17 protein-coding genes are annotated in these 17,653 nt (G+C 66.0%); 10 read left to right on the plus strand and 7 right to left on the minus strand.

From position 1 onward, the window contains the following. Nucleotides 1-25: 25 nt before the first annotated feature. Complete coding sequence (locus NFU08_RS02260; RefSeq protein ID WP_174175092.1) at nt 26-1,276, minus strand: PTS transporter subunit EIIC; 1,251 nt, start codon at nt 1,274-1,276, stop codon at nt 26-28. Nucleotides 1,277-1,506: 230 nt separating this feature from the next. On the opposite strand from NFU08_RS02260, the gene NFU08_RS02265 reads away from it, so the two are divergent. Next, entirely contained in the window at nt 1,507-1,737 is a 231-nt protein-coding gene (locus NFU08_RS02265; protein ID WP_079595209.1) for a glucose PTS transporter subunit EIIB, read from the plus strand. Further along, a complete protein-coding gene (locus NFU08_RS02270; RefSeq protein WP_174175090.1) occupies nt 1,737-2,195 on the plus strand; it encodes a glucose PTS transporter subunit IIA in 459 nt (152 codons plus the stop codon). Before NFU08_RS02265 ends, NFU08_RS02270 begins: the two co-directional genes overlap by 1 nt. A gap of 33 nt (nt 2,196-2,228) precedes the next feature. Here NFU08_RS02270 and NFU08_RS02275 read toward each other — a convergent pair whose 3' ends face one another. Beyond that, complete coding sequence (locus NFU08_RS02275) at nt 2,229-2,981, minus strand: GntR family transcriptional regulator (protein WP_188731370.1); 753 nt, start codon at nt 2,979-2,981, stop codon at nt 2,229-2,231. A 335-nt stretch (nt 2,982-3,316) separates the two neighbouring features. On the opposite strand from NFU08_RS02275, the gene NFU08_RS02280 reads away from it, so the two are divergent. After that, nucleotides 3,317-4,165 (plus strand): hypothetical protein, encoded by an 849-nt coding sequence (locus NFU08_RS02280; RefSeq protein WP_246255901.1) that lies wholly within the window; start codon nt 3,317-3,319, stop codon nt 4,163-4,165. 71 nt (nt 4,166-4,236) lie between these two features. On the opposite strand, the gene NFU08_RS02285 is transcribed toward NFU08_RS02280, so the two are convergent. Next, the gene (locus tag NFU08_RS02285) at nt 4,237-4,842 is read right to left on the minus strand and encodes an AAA family ATPase (RefSeq protein WP_251420416.1); all 606 of its coding nucleotides are present in this window, start codon (nt 4,840-4,842) and stop codon (nt 4,237-4,239) included. A 238-nt stretch (nt 4,843-5,080) separates the two neighbouring features. Between NFU08_RS02285 and NFU08_RS02290 the strand changes: the two genes are divergently transcribed. Further along, entirely contained in the window at nt 5,081-5,341 is a 261-nt protein-coding gene (locus NFU08_RS02290) for a hypothetical protein (protein ID WP_174175084.1), read from the plus strand. Nucleotides 5,342-5,348: 7 nt separating this feature from the next. Next, nucleotides 5,349-6,284 (plus strand): threonine/serine dehydratase, encoded by a 936-nt coding sequence (locus NFU08_RS02295; RefSeq protein ID WP_174175082.1) that lies wholly within the window; start codon nt 5,349-5,351, stop codon nt 6,282-6,284. A gap of 37 nt (nt 6,285-6,321) precedes the next feature. Here NFU08_RS02295 and NFU08_RS02300 read toward each other — a convergent pair whose 3' ends face one another. Continuing rightward, nucleotides 6,322-6,660 carry a hypothetical protein gene (locus NFU08_RS02300; RefSeq protein WP_174175080.1) on the minus strand — a complete coding sequence of 113 codons (339 nt, stop codon included), beginning with the start codon at nt 6,658-6,660 and terminating at the stop codon, nt 6,322-6,324. A 200-nt stretch (nt 6,661-6,860) separates the two neighbouring features. On the opposite strand from NFU08_RS02300, the gene NFU08_RS02305 reads away from it, so the two are divergent. Then, nucleotides 6,861-7,802 (plus strand): hypothetical protein, encoded by a 942-nt coding sequence (locus NFU08_RS02305; protein WP_174175079.1) that lies wholly within the window; start codon nt 6,861-6,863, stop codon nt 7,800-7,802. Nucleotides 7,803-8,122: 320 nt separating this feature from the next. Then, nucleotides 8,123-10,132 carry a rhamnogalacturonan lyase gene (locus NFU08_RS02310; protein WP_174175076.1) on the plus strand — a complete coding sequence of 670 codons (2,010 nt, stop codon included), beginning with the start codon at nt 8,123-8,125 and terminating at the stop codon, nt 10,130-10,132. 95 nt (nt 10,133-10,227) lie between these two features. On the opposite strand, the gene NFU08_RS02315 is transcribed toward NFU08_RS02310, so the two are convergent. Next, nucleotides 10,228-11,157: an SRPBCC family protein gene (locus NFU08_RS02315; protein WP_174175074.1), complete on the minus strand. Its 930-nt coding sequence runs from the start codon at nt 11,155-11,157 to the stop codon at nt 10,228-10,230. A gap of 402 nt (nt 11,158-11,559) precedes the next feature. Further along, the gene (locus tag NFU08_RS02320; protein WP_251420419.1) at nt 11,560-14,238 is read right to left on the minus strand and encodes a Tat pathway signal sequence domain protein; all 2,679 of its coding nucleotides are present in this window, start codon (nt 14,236-14,238) and stop codon (nt 11,560-11,562) included. 311 nt (nt 14,239-14,549) lie between these two features. Here NFU08_RS02320 and NFU08_RS02325 point away from each other — a divergent pair, with 311 nt between their 5' ends. Beyond that, nucleotides 14,550-15,161 carry an NADPH-dependent FMN reductase gene (locus NFU08_RS02325; RefSeq protein WP_174175070.1) on the plus strand — a complete coding sequence of 204 codons (612 nt, stop codon included), beginning with the start codon at nt 14,550-14,552 and terminating at the stop codon, nt 15,159-15,161. Nucleotides 15,162-15,205: 44 nt separating this feature from the next. Here NFU08_RS02325 and NFU08_RS02330 read toward each other — a convergent pair whose 3' ends face one another. Continuing rightward, complete coding sequence (locus tag NFU08_RS02330; protein WP_251420422.1) at nt 15,206-15,682, minus strand: sensor histidine kinase; 477 nt, start codon at nt 15,680-15,682, stop codon at nt 15,206-15,208. A gap of 210 nt (nt 15,683-15,892) precedes the next feature. Between NFU08_RS02330 and NFU08_RS02335 the strand changes: the two genes are divergently transcribed. Then, complete coding sequence (locus NFU08_RS02335; protein WP_174175066.1) at nt 15,893-16,648, plus strand: ZIP family metal transporter; 756 nt, start codon at nt 15,893-15,895, stop codon at nt 16,646-16,648. Nucleotides 16,649-16,754: 106 nt separating this feature from the next. Next, nucleotides 16,755-17,486 carry a FadR/GntR family transcriptional regulator gene (locus NFU08_RS02340; RefSeq protein WP_174175064.1) on the plus strand — a complete coding sequence of 244 codons (732 nt, stop codon included), beginning with the start codon at nt 16,755-16,757 and terminating at the stop codon, nt 17,484-17,486. Nucleotides 17,487-17,653 lie beyond the last annotated feature (167 nt).

Raw genomic sequence — 17,653 nt, forward strand, 5'->3', positions numbered from 1 at the left:
GGCGTGGGCGGGGAGGGAAACGCCGCTACTTGGCGGCGTCTGTCTCCACAGTGACTTCGTCGTCTTCACGGCCGGGCGTCCGCAGGTTCCAGCGTTTGATGACGATGGAGAAGAGGAAGTAGTAGATCACGGCGTAGCCCAGTCCGATGGGGATGAGCAGCCAGCCGTTCTCCGACTTGCCGAAGTTGAGGACGAAGTCGATCAGCCCGGCGGAGAACGTGAAGCCGTGGTGGATGTCCAGTGCATTGACCAGTGCCATGGAGGTCCCGGTGAGGACTGCGTGGACGATGTAGAGCGGGAAGGCGACGAACATGAAGGAGTACTCAAGCGGTTCGGTGATGCCGGTGAAGAACGCGGTGAGGGCGGTGGAGAGCATGATGCCGCCCACGATCTTCTTCTGCGAAGGCTTGGCGTGGCGCCAGATGGCAAGGGCTGCCGCCGGCAGGCCGAACATCATGATGGGGAAGAATCCGGTCATGAAGATGCCTGCGCTGGGGTCGCCGGCGAAGAAGCGGTTGAGGTCGCCGCGGACCAGCTGCCCGGAGGCGTCAGTGTAGTCGCCGATGAGGAACCAGACGGCGGAGTTGAGGATGTGGTGCAGGCCGGCCGGGATGAGCATGCGGTTGGCGAAACCGTAGACGCCGCCACCGGCCACGGCGTTGCCGGCTACGGCTTCACCTACTGCCGAGAGGCCGGCGTTAAAGAGCGGGTAGAACAGGGCAAGGACGACGCCGGCTGCCAGGCTGGTGACGGACGTCAGGATGGGCACCAGGCGGCGGCCGCTGAAGAAGCCCAGGAAGTCCGGCAGCTTGGTGCGATAGAACCGCTGCCAGAGCACGGCGGACAGCAGGCCCACCACAATGCCAGCCAGGACTCCGTAGTTGATCATGGCGGGCTTGCCGGCAGGGTCGACCTGCCCGGCCAGGACCAGCGGGGACATGGCCTTGAAGACGCCGTCGATCACCATGTACCCCACCACTGCCGCCAGTGCGGTGGAACCGTCGGCCTTCTTGGCCCAGCCGATGGCGATGCCGACGGCGAAAATGAGCGGCAGCCAGGTGAACACGGCATTGCCTGCGGCGGAGATGACGGCGGCGCCGCCTTCAAAGCCGGGGATGGCGCCCAGCAGGTCGGCCTGCCCGATGCGCAGCAGGATGCCGGCTGCCGGGAGGACGGCTATGGGCAGCATCAGGCAGCGGCCCAGTCGCTGAAGGGTGGCGAAGGCCCTGTTCGGCTTCTTCTCGGGAGCCAGGGCGGCGGTCTCGGATGTTGACATAGTTACACCTCTGCGGGATCGGGTGGGGGCTTGTGGAGAAACGGTTCCAGCCGGTACTGTCTGGTTATGACCAGTTCAGTGTGATTCATCCCACGAGTGCCTGTCAAGGGAGGAGATCTTCCACGCTGGCGCTGACAGTTCCGATGAACGGGCACATAATTGGTCGCACCCGGGCCGCCGGTCCTGGTGCTGAAGCAGTGCTCCCCGGGGCACCGTCAGAAAGGGCAGCCATGTCCAAAGCAGAAAAAATCATTGAGGGCCTGGGCGGAGCCGCCAACATCGTGGAGGTCGAGGCCTGCATCACGCGTCTCCGCACCGAGGTCAAGGATGGGTCGCTGGTCAACGAAGCAACCCTGAAAGCCGCCGGAGCCCACGGCGTCCTTGCAGCCGGCACGGCAGTCCAGGTCATTGTGGGGCCGGAGGCGGACAACCTGGCCGAAGACATCGAGGACCTGCTCTGATGCCGGAAACGCTGGTTGTCCATGCGCCCATCAGCGGCGCCGTGGTTCCTCTATCCGACGTCCCGGACCCTGTCTTCGCAGGCCAAATGGTGGGTTCGGGCGCGGCAGTTGAGCCGCCAGCGGGCGAGGTGTTCGACGTCGTGTCCCCCGTCGCCGGAAAAGTGGTCAAGCTCCTGCCGCACGCCTTTGTTGTGGTGGAGCCGGCCGGGCGGGGAGTGCTCACCCACGTTGGCATCGACACGGTCAAGCTCAAAGGCGAAGGCTTCAAGCTGCTGATTGCCCAGGGTGACACCGTCGGCGCCGGTGAGCCCGTGATGCACGTGGACCCCACCGCCGCCCTGGCTGCCGGCTACTCAATGGTGAGTCCCGTCGTCGTGCTCGACACCAAGCCGGACACGGCAACGCCCATGGCAACCGGTGCAGTGACTGCCGGCGCCGCCCTGTTTTCGCTGGGCTAAAGTTTCACAGGACTCCAGCGCTGACCGGGACTGCTAAAGCCGCACTTCCATGGTCAGCGAATAGCGGTCCGAGCGGTACCAGGAGCGTGAGTGCTCAATGGCCAGGGGACCTGAGTAGGACACCCGGTCGAAAGCCAGCACCGGTGCACCCGTTCCGGTTCCGAGGAGCGCCCCTACATCGGCAGGGGCGCCCTCGGACCGGACGCTTTGCCGGGCCCGGTCAATCTGGTGGCCAAACTGCGCCGCCAGCGCTTTGTAGACCGAGCCCGTCAGGTCGATGTCCAGGAGGCCCGGGGCGTGCTCCGGGTTGTACCAGGCGTCATCGACGCTGACCGGCCGCCCGTCCGCCAGCCGGAGCCGCCGCAGGTGGATGGCCTCGGAGCCGGGCGCCAGGCTGAGAGCTTCCGCGGTGTCCTCCGGAACGGCGGCGGCTTCCGCCACCAGCACCACTGTGCTGGGGACGTGGCCCATCGCCTCCATTTCCTGGGTGAAAGAGGCGAGGTGCAGCGTGGACTGCACGGGGGAATCCGCCACGAACGTGCCTTTGGCCGGAACCCGGACCAGGTGCCCCTCGTTGACCAGGCGTCCAATAGCGGCACGCACCGTGATCCGGCTGACGCCGTAGGAGTCCATGAGGGTCCGCTCGCTGGGAAGCCTGGCACCGGGTTCCAGTTCTTCCCTGGCCAGCTTGAGGATGATCGTCCGCAGCTGCTCGTGCTTGGGGATCTGGGAGTTGTTGATGGCCGTGCCCGCCGCCTCGGCGGTGCTCCTTGGTGTGACGGACAATGCGGCCCCTCCTTATACTGGAGCGGTCCGGTAAGGACCACTCCTCGGATTATTCCACAGCAAGGGCCCCGGAGGGCCTCCCAGGGCCCAGGCGGCCGCAGCCCGGGCAATATCCCGGACCCTGGGCCACAGGCCACAGGCCACAGGCCGCTGGCAAGCGTGGCCTGACGGCATCCGGGTCCAACGGAGGCGGACCGGCCGGGTGCCTGATCCCGGCGTTGTGGTGTGAAGGGGAGAGCCCCTGAAAGTTACAGCCCCGTTATGTCCGGCGGCGGCCCAACCCCTTAAGCTGATAAACACTAAGCATGCTTCCTATCTTCAAAGGGGTTGTACCAATGCGAAAAGCACCTGCGCTTGGATTGATGACGGCAGCACTGATGGCCCTTGCGGGCTGCACGGGCGGCGGCGGAGGAGCTGCGAGCCCGTCGGCCTCGGAAACACCCTCACCAACGGCTGAGGCGAAGGTGTACAGCGAAGATGAGCTCCGCGAGCTGATCTCCGGCATGACGGACGACGACGGTAACGAGCTAAGGCTGTACTCCAAGGAACAGGTGGACCAGGGCGGCAATATCGCCAACCTGCTCCTGAGCACCGCGACCGTCGATCCTGAAGACTGCAAGGACATCGCCACGGCGGGACTGCTGGACACCGTGGAAAGTGGCGAGATCGCCGTCGCGCTCTCCGAGGGCGACCAGCCGCGGACGCTGTCCGCCCAGTCCGGCAGCGAGGGGCCGGACGCCGTCGAAGTCCTGGACGAGATCAGCGGCAAGATGGACCAGTGCGCCAACTTCTCGGTCCAGGCCCTGGGCCAGACCTACGAGGTGACCAGTGAGGAGGTCCAGGCGGACACCGACGCTGAAAAGACCTTCGCCACCCTCAGCTCGCGCAGCGGCGAGAACCAGCAGAAGCTGATGCAGGTCTCCGCTGCGGAAGGCCGGCTGCTGGTGGTGGCCACCAAGAGCGGCGCCAACCTGGGCGATCCGGACCAGAAGGAACTTGAGGACCTTATCAACGAGGTGCTGGAGAAGGCCGACGGCGGCAGCGCCACTTCCAGCCCTACGTCCACGAGCACGTCCGGTTCCACGAGCACGTCGTCACCGAGCGGGTCGGCCTCGCCGTCCGTGACGGAAAGCGAGGCGGAGGAAAGCGAAATGGCCACGCCTTCGCCGACTGCCTCGAGTTAGCAAATGCACGTCTCAGGAAGGCGGGTGGACCTTGGGTCCGCCCGCCTTGCTGTATTACAGCGTTCATCCGCTCAGGTGGAGGCCGGGTGGCGTCCCTCCGAAGGGGCCCGTCCCACTCCGTGCACCACTGCGGCCAGGCGGCGCGCCAACTCCGGACCAGGGACGGAGGCGTCCACTTTTTCAAAGGTTCCGTACTCGGGCAGTTCGCGGTAGGCGCGGGCGAAAGCAGCCAGGTCCTCCAGCGTCTCGGCATCAGTGCCGCGGGCGGCGATGCGCCGGTGCGCAACGGCCGGGTCCACGTCAAGATGCACCACGGCGTCAGGGGCAGGGAGTGCACCGAGCAGCCACGGAAGCAGGCGGCCGCGAGGCAGGCCCTTCGTCGCGCGTAGGGCCAACTGGCAGTAGAGGTGCCTGTCCATCACCACCAGGCCGTCAACCCGGCTGGCCCGCAGATGGTTCACCAGCACGTTCCACACCCGGAAGGTGGTCTCCAGGGCATCGGCAACGCGGGGCGGCAGCCGGATGCCCAGCCTGGCGCCCAGAACCGACATGCTGCGCCTGCCCGCGTGGTTGTTCAACAGCACGGCCGTGCCGCCGCCGGCACGGACTGAGGACACCAGGGCCTGGGCGGCCGTGGACTTCCCGGAACCGTCGATTCCGGTCAGGACTATAAGCAAGTGGCCTCCTTCCGCCATGGAGTTAACGCAGGGTGTGCCGTGGAAGTCCCGGCTGAGTCCCAATTCACAGGTTCACCGCCCATTTCACAGGATCAGGCGGGCGTTTCACAGAACCTGGGTGCAGGAAAACCCAGTACAGGCACTTCCTGCTCCAGGGGAGCGCCAGCCCGTAGGCTGGAGGGCGGTGCGGGAATAAACCCCGGCCGAACGCCGCAGTTCCCGAGCGAAAGGCAGGACCATGACTGCTAGCAATGACGAGCCGCAGAACGCCGCAGACCTTCGGGGGCCGGGTGATCCGGACGAAGCCAAGGAACCCAAGCAGGCCCCGCAGAGCGGCCAGCACCCGGAACTGCCGGGTGCCGGCAACATCCGCGAGGAGCAGCAGGGCCACGCCGCCGGGACCGTCCCGGCGTCCTACTCCGGCAGCGGCGACCCTTCCCAGAAGGACAAACCCGAGGACGCCCTGCAGGAACCGGGAACCTGGGACGACGAGGTCTGACGCGCCAGTGATCACCCGCGCCGACGTGGAACGGGCAGCACGAAGGACCGCCGGCCTCACCCGGCTGACGCCCGTCCTGGAAGGCGACCCGGGAGATTTTCCCGGCCCGGTGTGGTTCAAATGCGAATTCATGCAGCACACGGGAACCTTCAAGGCCCGCGGCGCCCTCAACCGCATTTTCGCCGCCAAGGAACGCGGTGAGCTGAAACCGGAGGTCGGCGTCGTGGTTGCCTCCGGAGGAAACGCCGGCCTGGCCAATGCCTATGCGGCTGCACAGCTCGGCGTCCCCGCAACGGTGTTTGTGCCCGCTGCCGCCCCGGCCGTGAAAGTCCGCAAGCTGAAAGCCATCGGAGCCACCGTGGTGCAGGGCGGCGCCGAGTACGCGGATGCATACCAGGCGGCCATCGGGCATGCCCGGGAAACCGGTGCCGTCTATTGCCACGCTTATGACCAGCCCGAAATTGCCGCCGGCGCTGGAACTGTAGGACTGGAACTCCTTGACCAGGTGGGTGGGGTGGACACCGTGCTGGTTGCAGTGGGGGGAGGCGGTTTGATGGCAGGAATCGCCGCGGCCGTGGAGGGCAGGGCCAAGGTGGTGGCCGTGGAGCCGGACTCGGCTCCCACGCTGAACGCTGCGCTGGCGGCCGGACAGCCGGTGGACGTCCCAGTGGCGGGAATCGCGGCAGACTCCCTCGGGGCCCGCCGCATCGGCGACATCGGATACTCCGTGGCGGTCCGCGCCGGCGTCGAAAGCGTCCTGGTGTCCGACGCCGACATCATCGAAGCGCGGACGAAGCTGTGGGACGGCTACCGGATCGTCGTGGAACACGGCGCGGCCGCAGCCTATGCCGCGCTTGCCTCCGGCGCCTACACGCAGGGCGTGGGCGAACGGGTGGCGGTCATACTGTGCGGGGCGAACACGGACCCGGCCACCCTCACGTAGCCGGGTCCGATGGCAGAGTGCCCATCTGTGGCAGGAATCAGCTGCAGAACTGGCTGTACGTGCTGCCGGCTTCCTCGTAGTCTGCCGTCAGTTCGGCGAGCTTGTCCTCGTCCGGAGTCTCTTTCGCCTGCTCATCCGTGTATTCGATGATCGACTCAAGCGCACCCTTGAGGTCGTCCGAGGCAACGGCGTGGATGGGCCGGATCTGGTTGGCCAGGCGGTTCATGCCGGTCTTGCCGGCGTTGTTGGCCGGGTTCGACACAACGGACTGGATCCGCTCGCAGGTTTCCGCGGTGGTGAGCTGGTTCGAGGCGGTGCAGGCCGTTGCAGAGACAACGAGGCCGGCGGCGATCAGGGCTGTGGCGAATTTCTTCATGGATCCCTCAGTAGTTGATTGAGGTTTCGATTGTAAGCAGAATCCTGGACTGTACGCCGGTCCCAGCCGCTGCCCCCTCCACTGTGAAGGGGGCACCATGCTCTGGCGGTGCCTTCATGGGGGAGCTTAAAATGGGATCACCCTCGTGCGGAGCTGCCGCAGATTGGGCCCCGCGCATCAGCCCACATCCAGGAACCACTATGCGCAAAACAGTACGACGCCGTGCCGTTGGTGGACTCACCGCTCTTCTGGCCCTGCTGCTGCCCCCGGCATTGACGGCAGGCGCATCGACTCCTTCCGCTGACGACGTCATTGTCCTCCGCGGAGCGAATTCCGCCGAAGGCATTGCGGCGGGTGAGGGAACAACCTTCTACGCCGGCGAACTGTTGACCGGCGACATCTTCCGCGGCGACATCCATGACGGAAAGGCCAAGCGTTTTATCGACGTGCCCGAAGGCCGGATGGCCGTCGGTATGAAGGCCGATACCCGCAACGACCTGCTGTTTGTGGCAGGCGGCACCACGGGCAAGGCGTACGTCTACGACACTGACACCCGCAAGCAGGTCAAGGAATACGACTTGGCCCCCGGCTTCATCAACGACGTCACCCTCAGCAGCGACGGCGCCTGGTTCACCAATTCGGCCGCGCCCGAGCTCTATTTCGTCCCCGTGAGCAGGCGGGGCGAGCTGGGAGGTGCAGCAGATGTGGAGACACTGAAAGTGGGCGGTGAGGCGGGCAAACCCTTGCAACCCGGCCAGTTCGGATTCAACGGCATCGCAGCAGCCGACGATGACGACATCCTGATTGTGGCCCATACACAAAACCAGGCCCTCTATGCCGTGGATCCGGACACGGGAAAGAGCAACAGGATCAAGGGGCCGGACCTGAAGTTCGTCGATGGCATCCTGGTCAAGGACCGCACTGTATGGGCGGTCCAGAACATGGCGAACCAGGTCAGCCGCCTCAAACTGTCCGATAACTTCTCTTCCTTCAGGGTCAAGGACGTCATCACCAGCAAACACTTCGATGTCCCGACGACGGTGGCCAGGTTCGGGGACACGCTCGCCGCGGTCAACGCCAAGTTCGGACAGCAGCCACCGCCAACCCAGTACGAAGCAGTCCTGGTCCCGGCCTGGGACTAGGACCGGGGCGCCGGTTGTTGTGTGTCCCTGGTGGAGGTGACGCCCGCCCGGACGCTGCCGCTCCTGCAGGCGGCGGCGGGCCGGCCGCGCGGCGATGCCCGCGCCATCTGAACGCAAAGGAACAAGATCTCCCATTTAATCCCGTCACACCCTTGACCAGGCTTGTAAAGCGCTGATAGAAGTTAAGGGCAGAAAACGCTTTCCGCTGCATCCTAAAACCTCACCCCTCGTTCGTGGTGGGCTGCCTGTCAGGTGTAGTGAAACGTTCCAAACTGTCGTGCGGCAGACTCAGCTGCCGCCGCATCAAAGGAGATGTTCTTTTGGCTTATCCCTCGAAATGTTCCCCCACGCCCCGTCCGGTTTTGCGGCGAGGCCGCGCCTGGAAAGCCGCCCCCTTGGCTGCGGCTGCTTCCCTCACCGCCGCTGCGCTGGCGTTCACCGGCGTGCCGCTCGCGCAGGCCAACCCCGGCACCGCCCCCGGGCAGTCCGGCAAGGCAGAGCTGAAGCGCCAGGTGGAGAACCTGGACCGCGCGCCGGTGGCCGTGCTTACGGACCAGGGCGTCACGCTGGGCTGGCGCATGCTGGGCCTGGACCAGGACAGTGTGGGCTTCCACGTGATCCGCGACGGCGTCCAGCTCACCGAACAGCCCATCCGCAACACCACCACGTTCGTCGATCCGGCCGGAACCGCAGCCTCCACGTATGTCATAAAAACTGTGGGCAACGGCAACGGGCAGGACAAGCTCAGCGCGGAATTCACCCCGCTGGCCCAGAACTACCTGTCCATCAAGCTGGACAAGCCCGCCGACGGCGTCAGCAAGGATGGAAAGCCCTACACCTACTCGGCCAACGACTCCAGTGTCGCGGACCTGGACGGGGACGGCAGCTACGAGATCATCCAGCTCTGGAACCCCTCCAACGCGCAGGACAACTCCAAGTCCGGATTCACCGGAAACGTCTACGTGGACGCCTACAAGATGGACGGCACCAGGCTTTGGCGCATCGATTTGGGCCACAACATCCGCGCCGGCGCACACTACACCCAGCTCCTGGCGTACGACTTCGACGGTGACGGCAAGGCCGAGGTGTCCATGAAGACGGCGGACGGCACCACGGACGGGGCCGGAACCGTGATCGGCGACCCGGCAGCGGACTACCGGAACAGCGCCGGTTATGTCCTGTCCGGTCCGGAGTTCCTCACAGTGTTCGACGGGGCAACAGGCGCCATCATGGACACGGTGGCCTACGACCCGCCGCGCGGCAGCGTCTCAGCCTGGGGCGATGGCTACGGCAACCGCGTGGACCGTTTCCTGGCCGGCGTCGCCTACCTCGACGGCGAGAAGCCGTCCATGATGTTCAGCCGCGGCTACTACACCCGCACCGTCCTGGTCACCTATGACCTGGTGGACGGCAAGCTGGTGAAGCGCTGGACCTTCGACTCGGACATCGCGGGTGCCGAATACAAGGGCCAGGGCAACCACAACCTCTCCGTAGCTGACGTGGACCAGGACGGCAAGGACGAGTTCGTCTTCGGTTCCATGACCATCGACGACGACGGCTCGGTCCTCTACAACACCAGGCTGGGCCACGGCGATGCGATGCACACCAGCGATTTTGATCCTTCTCGCCCCGGGCTGGAGGTCTTCGCCGTCCACGAGAGCATGAGCCAGAGCGGCAACCGTGGCGCCACCTTCCGCGACGCCGCCACCGGCGAGGTGCTCTGGAGCATCCCCGCCATCCGGGACACCGGCCGCGGCGCCGCCGGCGACATCGATCCCCGCTACGCCGGCGCTGAGGGCTGGGCGGTGGGCGGCGACGCCTCCTGGAACTCCCCGCGGGGCCAGCTGATGTCCGCCAAGGGCGAGCTGATTGCCGAGAGCATTCCCGCGGCCAACTTCCTGGCCTGGTGGGACGGCGACCTGCTCCGCGAGATCGTCGACCACGATTTCGACGCTGCCGCCGGCGTGGGCGTGCCCACGATTTCCAAGTGGAACTGGGAAACGGAGTCCAGCGACAGGCTCCTGACTGTCACCGGCGCCCGCACCAACAACCACACCAAGGGCAACCCGTCCCTGCAGGCGGACCTGCTGGGCGACTGGCGCGAGGAACTTGCCTTCCCGTCGTCGGACAGCACTGAACTGCGGATCTACACCAGCACCTCGCCCACCGAGGTCCGGCTCCGCACCCTGATGCACGACACCGTCTACCGCACCGCCGTGGCCCGAGAAAACGTGGCCTACAACCAGCCGCCGCACCCGAGCTTCTTCATCGGCGAGGGCATGGAAACCCCGGCCGCGCCGTCGGTGGTGTACGCGGGCACCGGCAAGTAGCACGGCACCCACGGACGGTCCTGCCCCGCACAAAAGCGCCGCCCGCCTCTGCAATGAGGCGGGCGGCGCTTTTATTGTGCTGCGGCTAAACCCGGTTAGTGCGTTCCGAGGTTCCCGCCGACGGGCGGCAGGCCGCCATCTCGACGGCGGTCGTCGCCTTCGCGCTCGGCGGCGCTCAGGTTTTCGCCTTCGGCCGTCTCGTCCGACTCGCCGCTCGTGTCCACCAGGCCGTTGGTCTGGTCGAACTGGTGTCCGATCCTGTCATCGCCCAGATCGGCGACTGAACCGGTGGAGCCGGCTGCCGCCGTCGTACCCGCTGACGTGCCGGTGATGGTGGTCGTGTCCGTCGGAATCGGTGTGACGGTGACCGGTTCTCCGGGAGCCGCCGGAGTTACCGTTTCGTCGGCAACCGCGGTTGTCTCCTTGTTGCCGCCTGCTGCCATGGCAGCTGCTGCGCCGGCCACTGCGGCAACACCCAGGCCCGCGGCAACCTTGCCGGAGACGCCTGCCTTGCCGGAGTCGCCCCGGGATCCGGCAGCATCCTCCACGCCCGGCGTGCCCGCCGGGGCGCCCGTGCTCACGCGTCCGCGCCAGGCGCCGCTGGCGTAACCCTCATCCTCGATGAATTCCTTGAACCGCTGCAGGTCAGCCTCGGCCTGGCGGTCAACCACGTTGAGCTTGTCGCCCACCTTTTCAATAATTCCTTCGGGCTCATACTCCAGCGTCAGCCGAAGGGAAGTCTGCCCGCCACCCACGTCCTCGAAGTCAACAGCGCCGGCATTTGTGGCGCCTTCCGTGGCGGCCCAGGCGACCTTCCGGTCCGGGACCTGCTCAAGGATCTTCGCTTCCCACTGCCGGCGGATGCCGCCGATCTCGGCCACCCATTCCAGCCTGTCATCGCTGAGCTGGGTCACGCTCTTGACGCCGCCCATGAAGTGCGGGAACTCCTCAAACTGCGTCCACTGGTTGTAAGCCGTGCTTACCGGTACGTTCACCAGAATGCGTTTTTCCACCTTCGTGCTCATAACGTCCCCTTTGCTTTGTTACCGGAAGCCGATGTTTCGGTAAAAATCATCAGCATGCTTACCAATGTACCTGCTGGGCACGCCGGATTCCAGAGTGCGGGTTCTCGCGTCCCGCCGGGCAGTGGGGAATCAGTGCTGGCCCAGGCTGCCGCCGAAATGTGGAAGATTGCCCTCATCGTGGCGGTGCCGCCTGCGTTCACCGGAACTGTAGTTCTCGCGGTCGGCTGTTTCGTCCGAGGTCCAGTGTGCTCCGCCCGGACCCGCCCCACCACCCCAACTAAGTAGCAGCAGATGTCGGTTTGAGGGCTCATAACAGCATCTGCTGCTACTTAGTTGGGACGGGAGGGGGAGCGGACGACGGCGGCACCTGGCTGGTGCAGGCGCCGCCGCCAGCGCGCAGGACTACGGCAGGTGGTTGCCAATCAGCGCCAGGTTCTGGATCACGGCGAGCCCGAACTGGGATGCGTCGTTGGTGGATACGGTGGGTGCCTCATCCACCGGCAGCAGCACGTGTGGCGGCTCGATCTGCCGCAGCGTGAAGGCCGACGCGTGGTTGAGGTGCTCGCCTCCCTCGGCGAAGCTCGTCCAGGCACGTGCGGCCAGGTCCGGGTCACCCAGCCGGGCGGCGGCGTAGGCAGTGAGCCGGCTGTGCGCCTGGGTGAGGTAGATGCCCTCCAGCGGCTGTCCCACGGCCGCCACCTGCTCCTCTTTGGTGGCCAGGAAGAGCCGGCAGTACTGCAGCCAGGCCCGCTCGAAGTCCGGGTCCGGGACCAGGTCCACCAGTTCGCTGCAGATCTCCACCAGTCCGAACACGGCGCTCAGGTGCGAAACCTGGATCAGTTCCCGGCCGGTGTCGAAGCGTCCCTTGTCCAGGTCGTAGAGCGCCTCACCGGTGAGGAAGCCGTATTTCAAGGCGCCAATGTCCGCCATGGTGCCCAGGAGCCGGTCGCGTGAGCGCGGATTTCCGGTGCGTTCCCAGTCGGTGAGCCAGGTGGCGGCGAGCGAGCCCCAGTCCGTTCCCAGGCCCACGCCCAGGGCTCCCCGGTTTGGACGGTAGGTGGCGGCGTCGGGGCGGACCTTGCGTACGGGGTCCAGGCCCAGGAAGTTCTGGTCGCTGTCCACCAGCTCGGTCAGCAGGTCCCCGGTCCGTTCATCTGCCGTCAGGTAGTAGTAGAAGCGGCGGTAGGCGGGCGTGCTGATGCGGAGCTGCTTGGCGCTGCAGCCCCAGTGCTGGACGTTGTGCCGCGAGCCGAGGCCGCGCCACGGGCCCACGTGGTAGACATCCACCTCGCCGGTGTGCCGGGTCATGGCCTCCGCGAACCGGAAGATGTCCGCCCGGCCGGAGCGCAGGTAGGAGTACCAGAGCCAGAGGTCGGGGGAGAGCTCGGAGTTGTCCCACGCATATCCGCCCACGTCATACCGCCACACGTGCCGGTCGTGGTCGTAGGTGTGCATCACGTCGCCGTAGTTCCAGAACCCGTACCAGCGCCGCTGCTCCACCTGGCCGGCATAGAAATCGAAGAGGAAGTCCAGGTGGTCCTCGAGCTCTGCCCGGGCGGGGGTGCCGCGGTCCACCGGGTCCCAGTCGCCGAACACGCCCACGGAGTGCAGGTACTCCGGGGTGGCCTGCAGCAGGGCAGGGGCGGAGGCCGCAGCGGCGTCGGCCGCGAGGCTCTCGGTTGCCGGCGTTCCGTCGTAGGCAAACAGCGTCAGCTCATGGGTGCGGGCAATCCCGTGCGCGTTTCCGAAGCCCGGCTCGTAGTCCTCATAGGTGATTTCGAGCCCTTCGAGCTGTTCCTCGAACGTGTCCTGGCCCAGGCCGTCGTGGTAGAACCGCAGGTCCATGGGCTGGGCTTCGGGGGAATACAGCCACGCCGTCAGGGTGGCGTTGTCCGTTGCGGCGCCGCGGATGTCCAGCTGGCCGGGGTGGGACTGCCAGAAGTCCTTCACGCCCACGCCGAAACCTCCGCGCGTATCGGTCAGGGAGCAGAAGCCGGCAGACCTGGTTCCGCCGGAGATCCCCACCCAGGCCCGGCCGGGTGCGGTGCGCTTGCGCAGTTCGAAGCCGTCGGCACTGAGCTGGCTGAGCGTGTAGTCGCTCCAGGCCGGAACCAGGTGCAGCCGTTCCGACACCTCCGGGTTCCAGCCGGCCAGGGGTGGCGTGGCGCGGCCTTCCACCTGTGCCCGGCGGACGTCCTCCCCGGGGTCCCGGCGCAGGCCGGTGATGCCGCGGACCGCCTCGGTGAGGAAGCCGCCGTCGGCCCCTGCCATCCGGATATGCCTGTTGTGCAGCTCTGCCTGCAGCGGGACCGTGAAGCGCACGCCGAGCCCGGCGAGGAAGTCCCGGTCCGCGTCGCCGTCCCAGATGAAGGAGTGCACCATGCGGACGCTGCGGGCGTTGGCGTGGAAGTAGAACCTCACGACGAAAGGCAGCCAGCTTTCCTTGCCGCTGTACCTGCTGGTTCCACTGTCCCGTCCGTCCGGCCTGTGCTGACCTTCCAGCCGAACCACCGCTCGGACGGGTCCGTTGTGTTCAAGCACGACGGCGGTGACCTCGCCGGTGAAGGCGTCCCGGGTGAGGGTTCCCGCGCCGCCGCCGCCCTGGTCATCAGAAATGCCGTCCTGCAGGAGGCTCACCAGGCGCGCGTCCCGGGCCACCTCGACGCCGCCGCGGGTGAGGCTCCTGAAGAGGGTGGAGCCGCCGCGTTCGATCACCATCTGCAGGGTTCCGGTGTCCACGGTGAGGGCGCGGTCGGTTTCGGTGACGGTGACGCTGGAAGCGCCCGGCGGCGTCTGGCTGGCCCCGCGGGGCGACGCGCCGCCGTCGGACGCCACGTGGTAAACCTCCGACGGCGAACTGCTGGCGGGAAGCGCAATGCCCGCCCATTTGAGGGAGCCGTCCGGCCAGGTGGCCAGGGGCCAGGCCTGGGAGGCGACCGTGCTGCCGGCCGTATCCGTCACGGAGAGGGCCTCCGCCGCCGGTACGGAGCCGCGCGCGAAGGGCATGCCCCACGTTGTCCCGCCGCTGATTTCCGCGGGTGCTTTGCCGTCGATCCACCTGATGGGGATGTTGTCCGTCATGTGATCCAATTCTGTTGTCTCTACGTTCGCCGGGCGCAGCCACTCAGGCAGCAGGCACTGGCCAGCCGTCCGGAAAGCGATTTCTGATTCGTTTCAAAATAGGCCAGTCAGCGCCCGGCCGCAAGGGGTGGCCGGGATTCGGAAGGTCCGCAGCAGCCCTGCCCACCCCCGGAACCCTCTGGCCCTGCAGGGGCTTCTGTGCTGGACTGGTGGGTGCAGTGACCACCGGCCGCAGCCTCAACAGGACGGGCGGCACCAGCTCCAGATGAACATGGACGGCCAGTGTTGACCGTCCATTGGAAGGAACACTCATGGCACCGTTTAAGATCGGATACTTCGTCGGCAGCCTGGCAACCGGCTCCATTAACAGGGTCCTCTCCAAAGCATTGATCCAACTCGCTCCGGAAGACCTCGAGTTCACCGAGATCCCCATCAAGGACCTTCCGCTGTACAGCTACGACTACGACTCTGACTTCCCGCCCGCAGCCCGTGCCCTCAAGGAAGCCATCGAGGCGTCGGACGGCATCCTGTTCGTGTCCCCGGAATACAACCGCTCCATTCCCGGGGCCCTCAAGAACGCCATCGACTGGGGCTCCCGGCCGTGGGGAAGCAATTCCTTCGCCCGCAAGCCCACCGGAATCATTGGCGCATCCGTGGGCAGCATCGGGACCGCGGTCATGCAGTCGTCCATGAGGAGCGTCCTGAGCTTCCTGGATGCGCCGCAGTTGAATGCCCCGGAGGCCTACATCCATTACGACGCCGCAGTGTTCGGCGACGACGGCGAGGTCAAGAATGAGGGTACCGCCAAGTTCCTGCGGCATTACATGGACGAGTACGGGGCCTTCGTGGCACGGGTCCTGGCTGCCAACGCACCGGGCCACATCGGTGACATTGAGCCGGACACCGCCAAGCTGACCCGCTAGTTTTACGGATGCCCGCCGTCCCAGCAACGGCGGGCATCCGAGCCTTAGTCCAGCGGCAGGGTAACCGTCACGCTGGTGCCCTGCCCGGGGGCAGAACGGATGTCCACGGTGCCGCCGGCCTCATGGACGGCCACAGCCATGAGCCGGAGGCCGTAGCCGTGGTGGCGCCCGCAGGTGGCGGCATTGCTGTCAAAGCCCGTACCGTCGTCGGCTACCACCAGGCGGATGCCGTGGTCCACGGCGGCGAGCTGGACGGTCAGGTGCAATGCCCCGGAGTGGTTGTAGGCATTGCTCAGGGCCTCGCGTGCCGACTGGTAAAGAAGGGACGCGCAGTCCTTCGGGATCTCGATGGCCCAGTGCGGAGTGTCCCAGCGGACGCTGGTTCCCCGGTGGCGGAGGGGGCCCGTGAGCCGGTCGATGCAGCCGGCCAGTCCCAGGGTGTAGAAGTCGAGCGGATGCTGATCCGTGAGCACGCCGTCCACGGCGGTGACTTCCCCGTCCAAAGCTGTTCTATTTCCCATTGTCTCCTGCTCCCCACAAGCTGGTTGGTCCATGACTCCAGCGTGGACCCGCAACTTCAGCGGACGGCAAGGTTTGCCGCAAGATCAGATCAATTCCTGGCGCCGGGCGGCGTTCCACTACTCTGGCTGTTTAGCGCTCTCCGGCTCCGGGCAATCAGGGGCAGGCAACACGTCAAGTGGCTTCCGCTGGGGAGCCGGGAAGCGGTGCACATGCCGTTGTGGTTGCAGGCCCTGGTGTGGGGCACCGTGGCAGGAGCTGCCCTGGTCCTCGGCGCCGCATTGTCCTGGCGCTGGAACCTGCCGAGCAAGCTGGTCTCCTCGATCATGTCCTTCGGCGCGGGTGTGCTGATCTCCGCCCTGGCCTTCGAGCTGGTGGGCGAGGCCGTGGAGGGCGGCGGGCTGTGGCCTACCGTGGCCGGGTTCCTGGCAGGCGCTGTGGTGTATGTCGGCGCGAACATGATGCTGTCCCGGGCCGGCGCAAAGCACCGCAAGCGTTCCGGCAACCAGCAGCCCTCGGAAGCCGACAGCCCGGGCAGCGGCAGTGCCATTGCCGTGGGCGCGCTGCTGGACGGTGTGCCGGAGTCCGTGGTCCTTGGCGTTGGACTGCTGGCAGGTGGTGCCGTCAGCCCGGCGATGATGGCCGCCGTCTTCATCTCCAACGTCCCCGAGGGCCTCTCCGGAAGCGCCGGCATGAAGAAAGCCGGCAGGAGTGCCCGCTATGTTTTCGGTTTGTGGGGCGGCATTGCGGTGCTCTGCGGGGTGGCCTCGCTGATCGGGTATGTGGCGCTGGAGAACGCTCCAGGCAGTGTGGTGGCCTTTATTACCGCCATAGCAGCGGGAGGAATCCTGGCCATGCTGGCGGACACCATGATCCCTGAGGCCTTCGAGGAGCACCACAACCTCACGGGCCTTACGGCCTCCGTCGGTTTCCTGGCGGCCTTCACCATCCATCACCTTGGGGGATAGGGCTACGGCAAAAATTGGCCAGCCAATCAGGAGAAAGGACGTCCCATCTCCTGTACACTGGTGAGCAGAGGAAGGCCGCCAGCAGAGTGCGGTCAAAGGAGATGACGTGACAGTAGCACCCGCAGCGGTATCGTCGGCAAGGTTTAGCGCGCAAATCCGTTCCCAGGCCCTTCAAACGCGCATCATGGAACTGATCCTGGAACGTGGCCTCGACGTCGGTGACGCCCTGCCCACCGAGAGTGAACTGTCGGCTGAGCTGGGTGTAGGCCGGAACACCGTCCGGGAGTCCCTCAAGGTTTTGCAGGCGCTCGGCGTCATAGAGATCAGGCACGGTTTCGGCATGTTCGTGGCCCCCAATAACTTCAGCGCCCTGGTATCCGGCCTGACCTTCCGTGGCAGGCTCTCGCTCAGGCACAAGGGTGAAGAAGCAATGGAGCTCATCGATGTGCGGCAGGCACTTGAGTCCGGCCTCATCGGTTCCGCCATCAACCTTTTGACGGAGGAGCATCTTGCGGACCTTCGGTCCACCATGCAGTCGATGCAGGATGCCGCAGCCAAGGGCGAACCCCTCGCCGAGCACGACGCCGAGTTCCACCGCCGCCTCTACGCACCACTGAACAACGAACTGCTCATCAACCTCATGGACGTGTTCTGGCAGGTATACCGCCAAATCCATGAGGCGTTGGGCTCCGGGCCGGTCAACCTTGAAGAACAGGTTCAGATCCACTGGGACATCTACGAGGCTGTAGCCAGCAGGGACAAGGCCCTTGCCTCAGAGCGCCTCCAGCGCCACTTCGACGGTATCCGCCTGAAGCTCAAGGACGTTGCCGCCTCCTGAGGGACGCCGTCCGGCTCCCGGCCTGGACTTCCTTTTCCGTCGGAGGTACCCCTCCGCTGCATCACCCGGGGGCTGGACACCATCCTTGAAGCCCGGCAGGTCCTTCTGGTGGTCAAAGGCGCGGATAAGGCTGGTATCCCGGCTGCCGCCTTCAATGGAGCTGTGAC

Origin of the sequence: Pseudarthrobacter sp. NCCP-2145 (genome assembly GCF_023708005.1) — a bacterium.
GTDB lineage: Bacteria > Actinomycetota > Actinomycetes > Actinomycetales > Micrococcaceae > Arthrobacter > Arthrobacter oxydans.

Bases quoted from the DNA above. Each gene is read 5' to 3' on its own strand.
- NFU08_RS02315 (WP_174175074.1), bottom strand. From the start codon at position 11,157: ATGAGCACGAAGGTGGAAAAACGCATTCTGGTGAACGTACCGGTAAGC.
- NFU08_RS02270 (WP_174175090.1), top strand. From the start codon at position 1,737: ATGCCGGAAACGCTGGTTGTCCATGCGCCCATCAGCGGCGCCGTGGTT.
- NFU08_RS02290 (WP_174175084.1), top strand. From the start codon at position 5,081: ATGACTGCTAGCAATGACGAGCCGCAGAACGCCGCAGACCTTCGGGGG.
- NFU08_RS02265 (WP_079595209.1), top strand. From the start codon at position 1,507: ATGTCCAAAGCAGAAAAAATCATTGAGGGCCTGGGCGGAGCCGCCAAC.
- NFU08_RS02280 (WP_246255901.1), top strand. From the start codon at position 3,317: ATGCGAAAAGCACCTGCGCTTGGATTGATGACGGCAGCACTGATGGCC.
- NFU08_RS02260 (WP_174175092.1), bottom strand. From the start codon at position 1,276: ATGTCAACATCCGAGACCGCCGCCCTGGCTCCCGAGAAGAAGCCGAAC.
- NFU08_RS02330 (WP_251420422.1), bottom strand. From the start codon at position 15,682: ATGGGAAATAGAACAGCTTTGGACGGGGAAGTCACCGCCGTGGACGGC.
- NFU08_RS02335 (WP_174175066.1), top strand. From the start codon at position 15,893: ATGCCGTTGTGGTTGCAGGCCCTGGTGTGGGGCACCGTGGCAGGAGCT.
- NFU08_RS02300 (WP_174175080.1), bottom strand. From the start codon at position 6,660: ATGAAGAAATTCGCCACAGCCCTGATCGCCGCCGGCCTCGTTGTCTCT.
- NFU08_RS02305 (WP_174175079.1), top strand. From the start codon at position 6,861: ATGCGCAAAACAGTACGACGCCGTGCCGTTGGTGGACTCACCGCTCTT.
- NFU08_RS02325 (WP_174175070.1), top strand. From the start codon at position 14,550: ATGGCACCGTTTAAGATCGGATACTTCGTCGGCAGCCTGGCAACCGGC.
- NFU08_RS02320 (WP_251420419.1), bottom strand. From the start codon at position 14,238: ATGACGGACAACATCCCCATCAGGTGGATCGACGGCAAAGCACCCGCG.